The following is a 15,502-nucleotide window of genomic DNA, read 5'->3' on the forward strand; positions in this document are numbered from 1 at the left end:
TATTTGTTCGTCATTTATTCGTCAATACGGAGCGACCTATGCCGTGGTATTCAATACCCAGTTCGGTCATGACCGTAGGCTCAAACAGGTTGCGGCCATCAAACACGACAGGCTGTTTCAGGCGTGCCTTGACCTCATCAAAGTCAGGGCTGCGGAAGGCCTTCCACTCAGTGACAATCGCCAGTGCATCAGCATCCACTAACGCATCCATGGGGTTGGCTGCATAGCGTATGGACGCAAGCAATTCAGGCGCATCGTAGAAATCCAGTTCAAATACGCGCTTGGCTTCCTGCATGGAGACCGGGTCATACACCGCTACCGTCGCACCGGCGCGCAATAATTCACCGAGCAAGACACGGGATGACGCAGCCCGCATATCATCGGTATTCGGTTTGAATGCCAGGCCCCAGATGGCGAAATGACGGCCCGCGAGGTTTTCGCCAAAGCGCTGCTGTATCTTCTTGCCGAGTACCTGTTTTTGACGTGCATTGACGGCTTCTACCGCCTGCAGGATCAGGAGATTCAAACCATAGTCCTGCGCAGTACGTTCCAGTGCCTGCACATCCTTGGGGAAGCAGGACCCGCCGTAGCCGCAACCGGCATACAAGAAGCTATGGCCTATGCGTGGGTCAGAGCCTATGCCGTGACGCACGGCTTCAATATCAGCACCAACATGATCAGCCAGATTCGCCAGCTCATTCATGAAAGAGATGCGAGTCGCCAGCATGGCATTCGCTGCATATTTGGTGAACTCTGCCGACCGTACATCCATCCAGTAAGTACGTTCATGATTACGGTTGAAAGGCGCATACAACTTCTTCATCTGACTGCGCGCTTTTTCACCTTGTGGTGTCTGGTCGCAACCGATGACGATGCGGTCAGGACGCATGAAGTCTTCTACTGCTGCACCTTCTTTCAAAAACTCTGGATTGGAAACTACCGAGAACTCTGCCGTCACCGAACGTGCCGTCAATTCAGCAGCGATAGCAGCGCTGACGCGGTCTGCGGTACCCACAGGCACGGTAGACTTATCAACGACGACCTTGAAGTTCGTCATGTACTTGCCGATATTCTTGGCTGCAGCCACGACGTATTGCAAATCAGCAGAACCGTCTTCATCCGGCGGTGTACCGACGGCGATGAACTGCACATCACCATGCTTCACACTGGCTTCAACATCGGTAGAAAACTGTATGCGGCCAGCCGCGCGGTTACGCGCGACGATTTCTTCCAGACCCGGCTCATGAATAGGGATGCCGCCGTTATTGAGGATGTCAATCTTGCGCTGGTCAACATCCAGGCAAAACACATCATTACCCAATTCAGCCAGGCAGGCACCTGTGACAAGACCGACATAACCTGTACCAATAATTGTGATTTTCATTTTTTGATCACCAAATAAAAATAAGTCATTCTGTGCATCCAAATATCCTTCACCCACATAGAGTTTCAGATCACAGCCCTTATTCAAGATTCTTTACACTTAACGAGTATCCCTGAAGCCTTGCGCAAATCAAGCTGTGCTCAGGCATGACAGCGTTCATTAATTCATGACGTTCAGCTCTTCTGTCCGGCGCGGTGGGTAAGTTTCCCACTTACTGCAGCCAGGGCAATGCCAATAAAACTGCCTGGCCTTGAAACCGCAATTGGAGCACTGATAACGCGCCAGTTTTTGTGCATAGCCGTGCACCAGATTCTTGATGATGGCCAGTTCCGGCCTGACTTCAGGCGGCACTACCATGATGCGGCCATCCAGCAATTTATCCAGGCCCAGCAGGGTTGGGGTACGGCGCAATTCTTCACTGACCAGGCTGTTGACGGCTTCTATACCTTCCAGCTCCAGTGTGGCCTTGAAAGCGACTTCCAGCAAATCTATCGACGGTGCCTCTGCCAGGTAATTTTTGAGCAAGTTCAATCCCTCTTGCGATTTGTCGAGCTTGCGGTATGCATCCATCAGGCGCTGCGCCACCAGTGCCACATGCGGCACGCTTTGCTGCTCTACCCGGCGCCAGGTGGACAAGGCTATTTCAGTGTCGCCATTGGCCATATACACATCACCCATGAGGATGATGGCGCGTACATTATTACGGTCTGCCGCCAGTGCTTTTTCCAGATTGGCCAGGGCCGCTTCTGTATTGGTATGCACCAGCTCATCCTGGGCAATTTCGCAATAGAATTGGGCGATTTCTTTTTGACGGCCGCCTGCACCACATTCCTGCAAGGCATTTGCTGCTTCTATCGCACGTGCCCATTCTTTTTCACGCTGGTAAATTTCCAGCAAGGCGCGTCTGGCCTGGGCTTCAAACGGGCTGTTGACGAGCAGGTTGTAGGTTTCTTCAGCACGGTCAAGCAAACCGGCTTTCAGGTAATCCTGGCCCAGCTCATACATGGCCTGGGTTTTTTGCTCGGTGGGCAAATCTGGCCTGGCCAGCAGGTTTTGATGCACGCGGATCGCGCGTTCAGTCTCACCACGGCGGCGGAACAGGTTACCGAGGGCGAAATGCAGGTCTACCGCTTCAGGATCGAGCCTGACGATATCGATAAAGGCATCAATGGCCTTGTCGGGCTGGTCATTCAGCAGGAAGTTCAAGCCCTTGAAATAGCCACGCGGCAGGCTGCGGGACTCAGAGATCAACTGACGTATATCGATACGCGCAGCACTCCAGCCCAAGGTGAAGAATAAGGGTATGCCTAGCAGCCACCAAATTTCAAATTCCATGTGTATTTCTTCTTATTGTTGAAAACAATGTCAGTTCAGATGCAAAGCCTGAATTGCCGATATGTCTTTGGCCAATCTTTGTTCGCAGGTCTCAATGTGCTGAAAGCTGCGCCCACACGTGTCAGATATTGCGAATGCTATCAGGCTGGGGCGCTTGTGTGCTGGCCCTTTGCGCGGCTTCACGTTCTTTTTCAATTTCTGCCAGGGTCTTTTTATGTTTGTGCAGGTCGCGTCTGTGACGGAATACCATAGGCACCATGGCCAGTGCGCCCAACGCAGCACCACCGGCAAAAAAAGCCAGCAGCATGATGACCAGGGGAGCAGATCGTTGAAAGCCAAAGAAATATTGCAGCGTGACTATCTGGTCGTTTTTCAAGGCAAAGCCAAAGAACAGGATAAACAGCACGATGGCGAAAAATCTTGAAATATATTTCATGTATGCATCCTTGATGGATAAGCGGAAAAATCGTCAATGAAGCAATTTATCCCGAAAAGAGCATTGTACTGAAAAAAAACGGCATATCGGAAAACCGATATGCCGTTTTTATCTTTGCGTCATCTAATAGGCTCAACATTCCGAGCTCAACAACCAGTCAGCCTGACTTAGTCATCGTGTATCGGTTGCCCCACCATGGCATCAACACGTTCGCGCAATTCCTTGCCTGGCTTGAAGTGCGGCACCCGTTTTTCAGGGACCATCACCTTGTCACCGGACTTGGGGTTACGACCTATCCGTGGTGGACGACTGTTCAGTGCAAAGCTGCCAAAACCGCGGATTTCTATGCGTTGCCCCGTTGCCAGGGCATCCGACATTGCATCCAGGATGGTTTTAACAGCGATATCCACATCTTTAGCTACCAGTTGCGGATATCGCTCTGCCAGACGAGCTATCAGTTCCGACTTAGTCATAGTAAAAACCTTATGACTTAATCTTAGTTTTTATTGTCGAGCTTGGCTTTCAACAAAGCGCCCAGGCTGGTTGTGCCGGATGCTGCGTTGGAATCAGTAACGGACATTTTTTGCATAGCTTCTTGTGTTTCAACGCTATCTTTAGCTTTGATAGACAATTGGATACCACGAGCTTTGCGGTCGATGTTCAATACCAAGGCTTCAACGCTGTCGCCGACTTTCAGGTGTGTACCAGCATCTTCCACGCGGTCGCGGGAGATTTCGGATGCACGCAGGTAGCCTTCAACGTCGTCTGCCAACTGGATTACTGCGCCTTTGGCTTCAACAGATTTAACTGTACCAACGACAACTGCACCTTTGTCGTTCATTGCGCAGTAGTTATTGAATGGGTCGCCTTCCAGTTGCTTAACGCCCAGGGAAACGCGCTCACGTTCAACGTCGATTGCCAGAACGATGGCTTCCAGTTCGTCACCTTTCTTGAAGCGACGTACTGCTTCTTCGCCTGTTTCGTTCCAGGACAGATCAGACAAATGTACCAGACCGTCGATGTTGCCAGACAAACCGATAAATACGCCGAAGTCAGTGATGGACTTGATCGCACCGCGAACTTTGTCACCTTTCTTGTGGTTGATCGCGAAATCATCCCAAGGATTGGCTTTGCACTGTTTCATGCCCAGGCTGATACGACGACGTTCTTCGTCGATTTCCAGAACCATAACTTCAACTTCGTCGCCCAATTGAACAACTTTATTTGGAGCAACGTTTTTGTTAGTCCAGTCCATTTCGGAAACGTGAACCAGGCCTTCAATACCTTGCTCGACTTCAACGAACGCGCCATAGTCGGTCAGGTTCGTTACTTTACCGAACAGACGTGTGTTCGCTGGGTAACGACGGGACAAACCTGTCCATGGGTCGTCGCCCAATTGTTTTACGCCCAGGGAAACACGGTTTTTCTCTTGGTCGAATTTCAATACTTTTGCAGTGATTTCCTGACCAACTGTCAACACCTCGGAAGGGTGACGTACACGACGCCATGCCAGATCGGTGATGTGCAACAAGCCATCGATGCCGCCCAGATCAACGAACGCGCCGTAGTCAGTGATATTTTTAACAATACCAGTAACCACTGTGCCTTCTTTCAGGGTTTCCATCAGTTTTTGACGCTCTTCGCCCATGGACGCTTCAACAACAGCGCGGCGGGACAGCACAACGTTGTTACGTTTGCGGTCGAGCTTGATAACTTTGAATTCCATGGTTTTGCCTTCGTAAGGAGTTGTATCCTTAACTGGGCGTGTATCAACCAAAGAACCTGGCAAGAAAGCGCGGATGCCGTTCGTCAGAACAGTCAGACCACCTTTGACTTTGCCATTTACTGTACCAGTAACAATCTCGCCAGACTCCAGCGCTTTTTCCAGCGCGAGCCAGGAGGCCAGACGTTTAGCTTTGTCACGGGACAAAATTGTGTCGCCGAAACCGTTTTCCAGCGAATCAATCGCTACGGAAACGAAATCGCCGATATTAACTTCCAGGTCGCCCTGGTCGTTTTTGAATTCTTCAACAGGGATAAAGGCTTCAGACTTCAAGCCAGCGTTAACGATCACGAAGTTGTGGTCGATACGGACGACTTCAGCAGAAATCACTTCACCGGAACGCATATCCTGACGTGACAGGGATTCTTCGAACAAAGCTGCGAAGCTATCTGCACCGGTTGCGAAATCTTGGGACATGAAAACAGTAGACATAGTATTTACAAGTTAGCCGGAACGGTGCAAAAGACACTATTTACCGGGTTAGGTTGAACATCCCTTTATTAACCTTGCGTCAATAAAGGCACTTGAAACGACACCTGCAAACTCCACCAGATACTTAAATACTTACTTATATAGTGTTGTTTGTCTGTGTTTGCGCATACCAGACCAGCACTTTATTGACTGCTTCTTCAGCAGTTAATTCAGATGTATCCAGGATGATCGCGTCTGGCGCGGGCTTGAGCGGCGCTGTGGTGCGAGCACTATCTCTCGCATCACGTTCCATCAAATCTTTTACCAAGTTTTCCATATTAGCAGAAATTCCCTTTTCAATCAATTGCTTATATCGACGGCTTGCGCGCGCCTCAGCACTTGCTGTTAAGAAAACTTTTAAGCCGGCATCGGGAAAGATCACCGTCCCCATATCGCGCCCGTCAGCCACCAGACCGGGCGTATAGCGAAAAGCCACCTGCAAATCAACCAGGGCCTGACGTACTGCTGGCAAAACAGCAATGCGGGAGGCTGCAACGCCGACTTCTTCTGCCCTTACGGCGTCGGTGACATCGGCATCTTCAAGAAAAACATGGCCGTGGACAAAACGGCAAGGCAGGGTTCTTGCCATGCTGGCAATGGCAGTTTCATCTTCCAGAGCGATGCCATGGCGGGTAGCCATCAGGGCAGTCAGGCGATACAGGGCACCAGAATCCAGATAATGAAAACCCAGATGCTTGGCTACCCTGTGTGCCACTGTGCCCTTGCCGGATGCGGTAGGACCGTCAATTGTAATAACAGGATTAGGCGCAGTCATAGATGCCATAGGTGCAATAAAAACCTTTAAAACAAATCTTGGTGATTAATCTTGGCAAAGACTTCAAAATAATCAGGGAAAGTCTTGGCCACGCATTTTGGATCATTGATGCGCATAGTAGCACCTCTGCGGGCCCGGCCATCGAGGCTGGCCAAAGAGAAGCACATGGCCATGCGGTGGTCATCATAGGTATCGATAGTTGCAGGCAGGATATGTTCGGGTGGGGTCACCGTCATATAATCTGCGCCCTCTTCCACAATTGCGCCCAGTTTGCGCAATTCTGTCGCCATGGCAGACAGGCGATCGGTTTCTTTCACGCGCCAGCTGGCAATATTGCGCAGGGTCGTGATGCCATTGGCATACAGTGCGGCTACGGCTATCGTCATGGCAGCATCGGGGATATGGTTAAAGTCCATGTCTATGGCCTGCAAGACACCATTCGAAGTGGCTTCTATCCAGTTATCACCAAGGGTAATGGTTGCGCCCATTTTCTCCAGCGCTTCAGCAAAACGTACATCGCCCTGTATGCTGGACTTGCCTACGCCTTCTACCCGGATAGGTCCACCAGCAATGGCACCTGCTGCCAGGAAGTAGGAAGCAGAAGAAGCATCGCCTTCGACGTGGATAACACCGGGCGACACATAATGCTGGCCTTTTTTGACTGTAAATGCCTGCCAGCCATCACGCTCTACCGTCACGCCAAATTTTTGCATGAGGTTCAGGGTGATTTCTATATAAGGCTTGGATATCAGCTCGCCTACCACTTCTATCGTTACATCATGCTCACGCGCCATCAAAGGTGCGGCCATCAGCAAGGCAGTCAGAAACTGGCTTGAGACATTACCCTTTACTTGCAAACGCTGAGCGTGGATATGGCCACGGCGTATATGCAAGGGCGGGTAGCCGGGGTTGCCGGTATATTCTATCTGTGCACCAGCCTCATTCAGTGCATCAACCAGATCACCGATAGGACGCTCATGCATGCGGTGCACGCCGTGGATGGTGTAGTCACCACCCAATACAGCCAATGCGCCAACCAGCGGACGTATCGCAGTACCGGCATTGCCCATGAACAAATCAGCCTGGTGTTTGGGGAAATGACCTTTGACACCGTGTACCGTGTAATTCTGGCTATCGCCATCCTGCTCCCAGTGCACGCCCAGTTGCGTCAGGGCGTTCAGCATGACCATGGTGTCATCGGATGCCAGCAAATCCATAATTTGGGTCTTGCCTTCTGCCAGCGCCGCCAGCAAAAGAGTACGGTTGGAAATACTTTTGGAACCCGGTAATTTGACTGTGCCCTGCACCTGCATGACGGGTTGCAGATCAAGGTAATGCGGATAATGTTTGCTTGCTTGTGTCATGGTTTTATTCAATGTTGAGTTTGTAGATGTAGAGAAGAGCGTAGCCCTGTCAATCCCCACCTTCACGCTGCTGTTTTTCGGCTGCCTCAATAGCGCTGATCCAGTTATGGCGCGCACGCTGGGCATTGGCGTAAATGCCTTCTATACCGTCACTGTCGGCATCCACCAGATGCTGGCGCAAGATGGACAGGCGAGCAGTATACGAATCCAGTTCCTGCAACATCGCAGCGCGGTTCGCCAGGCTGATGTCACGCCACATTTCTGGTGATGAACCAGCAATGCGGGTAAAGTCGCGAAAGCCACTGGCGGCATACTGGAACAAGGTATCAGCATGCGGCTTGCGGGCGATATCATCGACCAGCGCATAGGCCAGCAAATGCGGCAAATGACTGACTGCGGCAAACACGCCGTCATGTGCAGCAGGTTCCAGATGATGGATGATGGCACCACATTGCTGCCAGGCCCATGCCACCCTCGCCACATCCGCATCGCTATTTTCTGGCAGGCGGGTAATGACGGCTTTTTTGCCGACATACAAATCCACCAGTGCGGCCTCAGGCCCATTCAACTCACGCCCGGCTATCGGATGCGCAGGTACAAATTGCGCTATCTTTTCAGCCAGACTGGCGCGTGCAGCGGCAACCACATCTGCCTTGGTACTGCCAGCATCCGTGACTATCGTGCCTGGCTGCAAATGCGGGTAAATCGCCTTTAATATCGCGCCTGTTTGAGCGACTGGCGCAGCGATCAGCACCAGGTCACAGTTACACAATGCCTGTTCGGCATTCAAGGCTATTTCATCGATGATGCCCAGTTGCTGCGCTTTTTGCAGCGAAGCCTGGCTGCGCCCTACCCCGACTATCTGCTCAACTGCCCCTGCTTTTTTTAAAGCCAGGGCAAATGAACCACCTATCAAACCTACGCCAAAAATCGCTATGCGTTGAAAAGCTTTTTGCATCAGGCACTCACACTGTACAAGGGTAAGAACCCAGCACCTTGAAGAAGGCTGCCTTGTCATTGAGCTCGGCCATGGCCGCTTCTACCTTGACATCCATGACATGACCCTCTACGTCAACGTAGAAATAGTATTCCCAATTGCCGGTACGTGCAGGACGTGACTCAAAACGCGTCATTGACACGCCATGTTTTTCCAGTGGTGCCAGCAGGTTATACACAGCACCCGCCTTATTGGGCGTTGCCAGCACGATGGAAGTCTGGTCCTTGCCGCTAGGCGTAGTACGCAAGCGACCAATGACAGCAAAACGGGTACGGTTATGCGGGTCATCCTGGATATGGGCGGAGACTATGCCCAGGTTGTACTGATGACCAGCAATTTCACTGGCAATCGCCGCCACGGTATAGTCACCACTGGCCATACGCGCTGCTTCTGCGTTCGATGCCACGGCATGTCTTTCCACATGCGGAAAATGCTGGTTCAGCCAGGCCTGGCATTGTGCCAAAGCTTGCGAATGAGCACAGATGCGGCTGACGCCTTCCATATTGCCAGACTTGCTCATCAGGCTATGCTGCACCGGTATCGCCAGCTCACCACTGATGGCCAGGCTGGTTTGCAAAAGCAAATCGAGAGTACGGTTGATCGCGCCTTCCGATGAATTCTCGATAGGCACGACCCCAAAGTCTGCCGTACCTGCTTCGGTAGCACGAAAAACTTCATCGATAGACACGCAGGGCAAAGGCTGGATAGCATGGCCAAACTGTTTATAGACAGCCTGTTCGCTGAAGGTGCCGACAGGACCAAGGAAGGCCACGACCACGCGGCGCTCCAACGCACGGCAGGCCGACATGATTTCGCGGAAGATCAGTTGGATGTCGTCACTCAGTAAGGGGCCAGGATTGCGTTCAGCCACGCCGCGCAAGACTTGCGCTTCACGTTCAGGGCGAAACACCGGCGCATTGGTTTCTGCCTTGACATGGCCAACTTCTTCAGCCACGCGGGCGCGCTGGTTCAGCAAATCCAGGATTTGTGCATCGATGGCATCAATCTTGATGCGCAGGGGGAGTAATTTATTGTCGCTCATAATGACCTAAAAACCGTGTTTGATAGGGTGTGGGCAGGCAGTAATACTGTAGCGCATGGCTGCCATGCCGGATATGCTTTTTTCGCCGGGCTTTTGACCTGGTTCATCAGCGCCACGGTTTCCAGGTGATGGTGAGTACCATGCTCAGAAAGGGCTGATGATGAAAATAATTAGCGGCGTCTGTCTATAGTGTAAACAAAACAGACGCCATGTGCTCAAGCCACTGGCTCAAGTATTTACGTATGTTTGCGCGCAAACTCTTGCATGAAGCTGACCAAAGCCTGCACGCCCTCTATAGGCATGGCGTTATAAATCGAGGCACGCATGCCGCCTACTGATTTATGGCCTTTCAATTGCAACAGGCCATTCGCCTTGGCTTCTGCCAGGAATGCCGCATTCAGGCTTTCATCTTTCAGGTAAAAAGGCACATTCATGCGTGAACGGCTGCCTTTTTCTACTCTGTTTTCATAAAAATCTGTGGAATCCAGGTAGTCATACAGCAGGCTGGACTTGGCAATATTCTTTTGCTCCATCGCCGCCACACCGCCCTGCTGCTTGAGCCACTGGAACACCAGGCCTGCGATATAAATCGCATAGGTCGGCGGGGTGTTGTACATGGAATCATTGTCGGCAACGATTTTCCAGTCAAAGGCAGACGGGCAGATGGGCAAGGCATGGCCGAGCAAATCTTCCCGCACAATGACGATGGTCAAACCTGCCGGGCCGATATTTTTTTGCGCACCGCCAAAGATGACGCCATATTTCGATACATCAATCACGCGCGACAGAATGTGCGAAGACATGTCGGCGACGATGGGCGCTCCATCGGTTTCTGCCGCCACATCGGGGGCAAACTGATATTCAATGCCATCAATGGTTTCATTGGTACACAGATGCACATAGGCAGCATCTGGTGTCAATTTCCAGCTATCGCGTGGCGGCACAGTAGTGTAGCCGCTGGCTTCACCAGTAGCTGCGATATTCACATTGCCGTATTTTTTTGCTTCCTTGATGGACTTGCCAGTCCAGGAACCGGTATGCACAAAATCTGCCGTTGCAGGCTGCGGCTTGCGCCCCATCAGATTCATGGGGACGATGGCGTTTTCGCCCAGGCCACCGCCTTGCAGGAACAGGATCTTATAATTGTCCGGCACCGCCAGCAGCTCGCGCAAATCACTTTGCGCAGCAGCGAGGATGGACATGAACTCTGGCCCACGATGGCTCATTTCCATGACGGACATGCCACTGCCATGCCAGTCCAGCATTTCGGCAGCGGCTTGCTGCAATACCTCTTTCGGCAATACTGCCGGGCCCGCAGAGAAATTGTAGATCGTCGTCATAGATGGTTTACTCCGCTGCGTCGGCTTCTGGTGCGCTGCCTTCTGCGTCATTTGCGCCGGAATCAGTTTCCAATGCTGCATCTACGTCCGCATCCGTTTCCACGATACGTTGCAGGCCAGACAGCTTGGTGCCATCTTCGACTGCAATCAGGGTCACACCCTGGGTTGCGCGACCCATTTCACGAATTTCGGAAACACGGGTACGTATCAGGATGCCACCGGTAGTGATCAACATGATCTCGTCCGTTGTTTCTACCAGTGTTGCAGCGACAACCTTGCCGTTACGCTCTGATGTCTGAATTGCGATCATGCCCTTGGTACCACGGCCATGACGCGTATATTCAGTGATAGGGGTACGTTTACCGTAGCCGTTTTCAGTCGCTGTCAACACAGATTGCTGTTCATTTTCAGCCACCAGCAAGGCAATAACCTGCTGACCTTCATCCAGATTCATACCGCGTACGCCACGGGCGGTACGGCCCATAGGACGTACATCGTTTTCATCAAAGCGTACTGCCTTGCCAGAATCAGAGAACAGCATGACGTCATGCTTGCCATCAGTCAGTGCCGCGCCGATGAGGAAATCGCCTTCATCCAGATCAACCGCGATAATGCCGGCTTTACGAGGGTTGCTGAAGTCAGTCAAAGGTGTTTTCTTGACCGTGCCCAGGCTGGTGGACATGAAGACATAATGGTCTTCAGGGAAAGTACGGTTATCGCCAGACAAAGGCAGGATGACGGTGATTTTTTCACCGTCCTGCAATGGGAACATGTTCACGATAGGCTTGCCGCGTGAAGTACGCGAACCTTGTGGTACTTCCCATACCTTCAGCCAGTACATGCGGCCACGGTTACTGAAGCAGAGGATGTAATCATGGGTATTGGCAACGAAGAGTTGCTCGATCCAGTCATCATCCTTGGTCGCTGTCGCCTGCTTGCCACGGCCACCGCGTTTTTGCGCGCGGTATTCAGACAAGGGTTGCGACTTCATATAACCGGTATGCGACAGGGTCACGACCATATCTTGCGGCGTGATCAGGTCTTCTGTACCCAGATCGGTGGCGTTATGGGTGATTTCTGAACGGCGTACGTCTTTATTGCCTTCACCATATTCATTGCGGGCCAGAGTCAGTTCATCAGTGATGATGACGGTGACGCGTTCTGGTTTGGACAAGATGTCCAGCAAATCGGCGATCTCGGCCATGACGTCTTTGTATTCATTGACGATCTTGTCTTGTTCCAGACCAGTCAGGCGTTGCAAACGCATTTGCAGGATTTCTTGCGCCTGGTCGTCAGACAGTTTATACAGGCCATCTGGCTGTATGCCGTAGTGCTTGGGCAAATTCTCAGGGCGGAAGGCATCAATGCCACCAGAATTGTCAGCCGCTGTACGCGTCAGCATCTCACGCACCATGGAACTGTCCCAGGCGCGGGTCATCAATTCCTGTTTCGCAATAGGCGGCGTAGGCGCAGCGCGGATGATGGCGATAAAGTCATCAATATTCGCCAGCGCAACCGCCAGGCCTTCCAGTACATGACCACGTTCACGTGCCTTGCGCAGTTCAAACAGGGTGCGGCGCGTCACCACTTCACGGCGGTGCGACAGGAAGCAGGACAACATTTCCTTCAGGTTCAGCAATTTTGGCTGGCCATTCACCAGCGCCACCATGTTCATGCCGAAGGTGTCTTGCAACTGTGTCTGCTTGTACAGATTGTTCAATACTACATCAGGTACTTCGCCGCGCTTGAGCTCGATGACCACGCGCATGCCCGATTTATCGGATTCATCGCGGATATCAGAAATACCATCGAGCTTTTTGTCACGTACCAGTTCAGCGATACGTTCCAGCAGGGATTTTTTATTGACCTGGTATGGCAGCTCATCAACGATCAGTGCCGTACGGTTTTCTTTGCCAAATTCTTCAAAGTGAGTCTTGGCGCGCATGACCACACGACCACGGCCAGTGCGGTAACCATCGCGCACACCAGACACGCCATAGATAATGCCGCCGGTAGGAAAATCAGGCGCAGGGATGATCTCGATCAACTCGTCGATCGTGCAATCGCTATTGCGCAAGACATGCAGGGCACCGTTGATGATCTCGGTAATATTATGTGGCGGGATATTCGTCGCCATACCCACCGCAATACCGGATGCGCCGTTGATCAGCAGATTCGGGATGCGGGTAGGCAGAACTGAAGGCTCTCTTTCCTTGCCGTCATAGTTGGGAACGAAATCGACCGTTTCTTTTTCGATATCTGCCAGGATTTCATTGGCAATCTTGTCCAGGCGGCACTCGGTATAACGCATCGCCGCAGCATTGTCGCCGTCGATGGAGCCGAAGTTACCCTGACCATCGACCAGGGTATAACGCAGGGAAAAATCCTGCGCCATACGCACCAGCGTGTCGTAAATGGAGGCATCGCCGTGGGGATGGTACTTACCCATGACTTCACCCACCACACGCGCACATTTGACGAAGGGGCGGTTATAGACATTGTTCATTTCGTGCATCGCGAACAATACGCGACGATGCACAGGCTTTAAGCCATCACGCACATCCGGCAAAGCGCGACCTACGATAACGCTCATCGCGTAATCGAGATAGCTTTTGCGCATTTCTTCTTCAAGGGAAATCGGGAGTGTTTCTTTTGCGAATTGATCCATTGGCGGCCGGCGAATTAGAGCTTGGTTAATTAATAACGTCTTTAATAACGTCCTTAATTAAAATCCAATAAGTGAAATCCAATAAGATTTTATTAAGACTGTTAAAGACTGACGTTTAACTCTTGATTCTAACATGCCTCCTACGCTGAATTCCATTTATAGCAATTAAGTCAGGTAAACACTGGCAATAGGCCGCAAAATAGCCAACTGACGGCATGCAACACTGTCATTCAAATGACAGCCGGGGTGCAAATTTATATGATTTAATCAAAAGCATAATAAAAACACCTGACAAATAATTAATATCCTCACGGAGACAACCATGTTAAAAAATTTGACAGCACTTTTTGTGCTCGCAGCATTCGCCCTGCCCGTCTCAACAGCCCTGGCCCAAACCGCTACAGCACCAGCATCATCGGCACAAACTGGTGAAGCCCCTGCATCTGCCGCAATTGCCAACCCGGCTGCAACCCCAGCAGTTACTCCTCCTGCTCCAGCCCCGGCTGCTGCACCCAAGCGTTGCGACTTTGCCCTCACCCTGCAAAGCGATGAAATTTTTGAACACAAAAAATCCGTACAATTATCTGTATTGAATGACAAGGGTAAAGAGCGCATAGACAATGAAGTCATGACCAAGCTGGCCACCTGCGCCAAAGTCGATCTCATCGTCGTCAGCGGCCATACCGATCTGTCAGGCAGCCAGGCACAAGCCCAGAAATTATCTGAAAAGAATGCCGATGCCGTAGTCGCCTACCTGGGCAGCAAGGGCATCAATGCCCCTATGGACACCATGGGCATGGGCAAAACACAACAGATCAAGTCTTGCGATGACAAGTTACCCAAGGCAAAACTGGCAGAATGCCTTGCACCAAACAGGCGCATCGTCGTCGAAGGACGCGGTCTCGCTAAATAATTTCGGTGCAAAAATCCTTCGCTTTTCTGGTCAAAAACAAAACATTTCTGCTCCGGAACTGGTATTAGCTTGCCAAAGCATACATTTCGTTGTCAAAATACGACATATTTAACTAACTGTAACTTTGTCGATTTAACAATTTTCGTCTTTATATTGATGATTATGGCAAAATAGAACGAATGCTGATTTATGGCTGACATGATGTTTGACGAAATAGTAATGTCATCATCGCCGTGGTACTATCTGGTTTTATGCAGTAATTTGCGCAGTTCATCTGCGGTAATAATCTCACCCGAGAGGAGAAATATGAAAAATTTAGTCAAGCTCGTTATCGCAGCGTCCGCAGTAGCATCCTTTTCTGCTTCCGCACAGCAAGACATTATGGCTAACAAGCCACACAGCGCCTATGTACAAGATGGTCGCGGTGTAATTGCACGTGACCCATTTGGTCTGTGCTGGCGTACTGGCTACTGGACTCCTGCTGACGCAGTTCCAGGTTGCGATGCACCTTTAGTACAACCAGCTCCACCAGCACCACCAACACCAGCACCAGCTGTTGTTCCAGTTGAACCACCGAAACCGGTTGTTCCACCTGCACCTACTTCTGAAAAAGTAACGTTTGCAGCTGACGCATTCTTTGACTTTGACAAAGCTGTTCTGAAACCAGAAGCTAAAGTCAAACTCGACGACATGGCATCCAAACTGAAATCCATCAACCTGGAAGTCGTTATCGCTGTTGGTCACACTGACTCTGTAGGCTCTGAAGAATACAACCAAAAATTGTCTATTCGTCGTGCTGAAGCTGTCAAAGCTTACCTGGTAAGCAAAGGCATCGAAGCCAACCGTGTTTACACTGAAGGCAAAGGCAAAAAACAACCAGTAGCTGACAATAAAACAGCTGATGGTCGCCAAAAAAATCGTCGCGTTGAAATCGAAGTTGTTGGTACACGCAACGTTAAGTAATTCAGTACTTGAAGCCTGGCTTCTGAAAAAC

The 15,502-nt window shown here is 51.0% G+C and carries 13 protein-coding genes; 2 read left to right on the top strand and 11 right to left on the bottom strand.

Going from position 1 to position 15,502, the window contains the following annotated elements; translation table 11 throughout:
- Positions 1-10: 10 nt before the first annotated feature.
- The 11 genes from ACO0LI_RS13070 to gyrA form a co-directional block, all read right to left on the bottom strand.
- Positions 11-1,384, bottom strand: coding sequence for a UDP-glucose dehydrogenase family protein (locus ACO0LI_RS13070; protein ID WP_423032908.1), 1,374 nt, complete (start codon positions 1,382-1,384; stop codon positions 11-13).
- A 159-nt stretch (positions 1,385-1,543) separates the two neighbouring features.
- Positions 1,544-2,719, bottom strand: a complete 1,176-nt coding sequence (lapB, locus tag ACO0LI_RS13075) for a lipopolysaccharide assembly protein LapB (RefSeq protein ID WP_423032909.1) — start codon at positions 2,717-2,719, stop codon at positions 1,544-1,546.
- 121 nt (positions 2,720-2,840) lie between these two features.
- On the bottom strand, positions 2,841-3,155 hold the full coding sequence (locus tag ACO0LI_RS13080) for a LapA family protein (protein WP_422951578.1): 315 nt from the start codon (positions 3,153-3,155) through the stop codon (positions 2,841-2,843).
- Positions 3,156-3,322: 167 nt separating this feature from the next.
- On the bottom strand, positions 3,323-3,628 hold the full coding sequence (locus ACO0LI_RS13085) for an integration host factor subunit beta (RefSeq protein ID WP_110256992.1): 306 nt from the start codon (positions 3,626-3,628) through the stop codon (positions 3,323-3,325).
- A 23-nt stretch (positions 3,629-3,651) separates the two neighbouring features.
- Positions 3,652-5,355, bottom strand: a complete 1,704-nt coding sequence (gene rpsA, locus ACO0LI_RS13090; RefSeq protein WP_186952926.1) for a 30S ribosomal protein S1 — start codon at positions 5,353-5,355, stop codon at positions 3,652-3,654.
- Positions 5,356-5,506: 151 nt separating this feature from the next.
- Entirely contained in the window at positions 5,507-6,193 is a 687-nt protein-coding gene (cmk, locus tag ACO0LI_RS13095; RefSeq protein WP_423032910.1) for a (d)CMP kinase, read from the bottom strand.
- Positions 6,194-6,210: 17 nt separating this feature from the next.
- Positions 6,211-7,548: a 3-phosphoshikimate 1-carboxyvinyltransferase gene (aroA, locus tag ACO0LI_RS13100; RefSeq protein ID WP_423032911.1), complete on the bottom strand. Its 1,338-nt coding sequence runs from the start codon at positions 7,546-7,548 to the stop codon at positions 6,211-6,213.
- Positions 7,549-7,597: 49 nt separating this feature from the next.
- Positions 7,598-8,506, bottom strand: a complete 909-nt coding sequence (locus ACO0LI_RS13105) for a prephenate dehydrogenase (RefSeq protein WP_423032912.1) — start codon at positions 8,504-8,506, stop codon at positions 7,598-7,600.
- Positions 8,507-8,513: 7 nt separating this feature from the next.
- Positions 8,514-9,587, bottom strand: a complete 1,074-nt coding sequence (gene pheA, locus ACO0LI_RS13110; protein WP_422951574.1) for a prephenate dehydratase — start codon at positions 9,585-9,587, stop codon at positions 8,514-8,516.
- Positions 9,588-9,823: 236 nt separating this feature from the next.
- Positions 9,824-10,927: a 3-phosphoserine/phosphohydroxythreonine transaminase gene (gene serC / locus ACO0LI_RS13115; protein ID WP_423032913.1), complete on the bottom strand. Its 1,104-nt coding sequence runs from the start codon at positions 10,925-10,927 to the stop codon at positions 9,824-9,826.
- 7 nt (positions 10,928-10,934) lie between these two features.
- On the bottom strand, positions 10,935-13,595 hold the full coding sequence (gyrA, locus tag ACO0LI_RS13120; RefSeq protein WP_423032914.1) for a DNA gyrase subunit A: 2,661 nt from the start codon (positions 13,593-13,595) through the stop codon (positions 10,935-10,937).
- Between the two features lie 322 nt (positions 13,596-13,917).
- Here gyrA and ACO0LI_RS13125 point away from each other — a divergent pair, with 322 nt between their 5' ends.
- Together ACO0LI_RS13125 and ompA are read left to right on the top strand one after the other, a co-directional pair.
- Positions 13,918-14,508: an OmpA family protein gene (locus ACO0LI_RS13125; protein WP_423032915.1), complete on the top strand. Its 591-nt coding sequence runs from the start codon at positions 13,918-13,920 to the stop codon at positions 14,506-14,508.
- A gap of 306 nt (positions 14,509-14,814) precedes the next feature.
- A complete protein-coding gene (ompA, locus tag ACO0LI_RS13130; protein ID WP_422951570.1) occupies positions 14,815-15,471 on the top strand; it encodes an outer membrane protein OmpA in 657 nt (218 codons plus the stop codon).
- The last annotated feature ends 31 nt before the right edge of the window (positions 15,472-15,502 follow it).

This window comes from Undibacterium sp. Tian12W (assembly GCF_049339405.1).
Taxonomy (GTDB): domain Bacteria; phylum Pseudomonadota; class Gammaproteobacteria; order Burkholderiales; family Burkholderiaceae_D; genus Undibacterium.

Bases quoted from the DNA above. Each gene is read 5' to 3' on its own strand.
- ACO0LI_RS13070 (WP_423032908.1), bottom strand. From the start codon at position 1,384: ATGAAAATCACAATTATTGGTACAGGTTATGTCGGTCTTGTCACAGGT.
- lapB (WP_423032909.1), bottom strand. From the start codon at position 2,719: ATGGAATTTGAAATTTGGTGGCTGCTAGGCATACCCTTATTCTTCACC.
- ACO0LI_RS13080 (WP_422951578.1), bottom strand. From the start codon at position 3,155: ATGAAATATATTTCAAGATTTTTCGCCATCGTGCTGTTTATCCTGTTC.
- ACO0LI_RS13085 (WP_110256992.1), bottom strand. From the start codon at position 3,628: ATGACTAAGTCGGAACTGATAGCTCGTCTGGCAGAGCGATATCCGCAA.
- rpsA (WP_186952926.1), bottom strand. From the start codon at position 5,355: ATGTCCCAAGATTTCGCAACCGGTGCAGATAGCTTCGCAGCTTTGTTC.
- cmk (WP_423032910.1), bottom strand. From the start codon at position 6,193: ATGGCATCTATGACTGCGCCTAATCCTGTTATTACAATTGACGGTCCT.
- aroA (WP_423032911.1), bottom strand. From the start codon at position 7,548: ATGACACAAGCAAGCAAACATTATCCGCATTACCTTGATCTGCAACCC.
- ACO0LI_RS13105 (WP_423032912.1), bottom strand. From the start codon at position 8,506: ATGCAAAAAGCTTTTCAACGCATAGCGATTTTTGGCGTAGGTTTGATA.
- pheA (WP_422951574.1), bottom strand. From the start codon at position 9,587: ATGAGCGACAATAAATTACTCCCCCTGCGCATCAAGATTGATGCCATC.
- serC (WP_423032913.1), bottom strand. From the start codon at position 10,927: ATGACGACGATCTACAATTTCTCTGCGGGCCCGGCAGTATTGCCGAAA.
- gyrA (WP_423032914.1), bottom strand. From the start codon at position 13,595: ATGGATCAATTCGCAAAAGAAACACTCCCGATTTCCCTTGAAGAAGAA.
- ACO0LI_RS13125 (WP_423032915.1), top strand. From the start codon at position 13,918: ATGTTAAAAAATTTGACAGCACTTTTTGTGCTCGCAGCATTCGCCCTG.
- ompA (WP_422951570.1), top strand. From the start codon at position 14,815: ATGAAAAATTTAGTCAAGCTCGTTATCGCAGCGTCCGCAGTAGCATCC.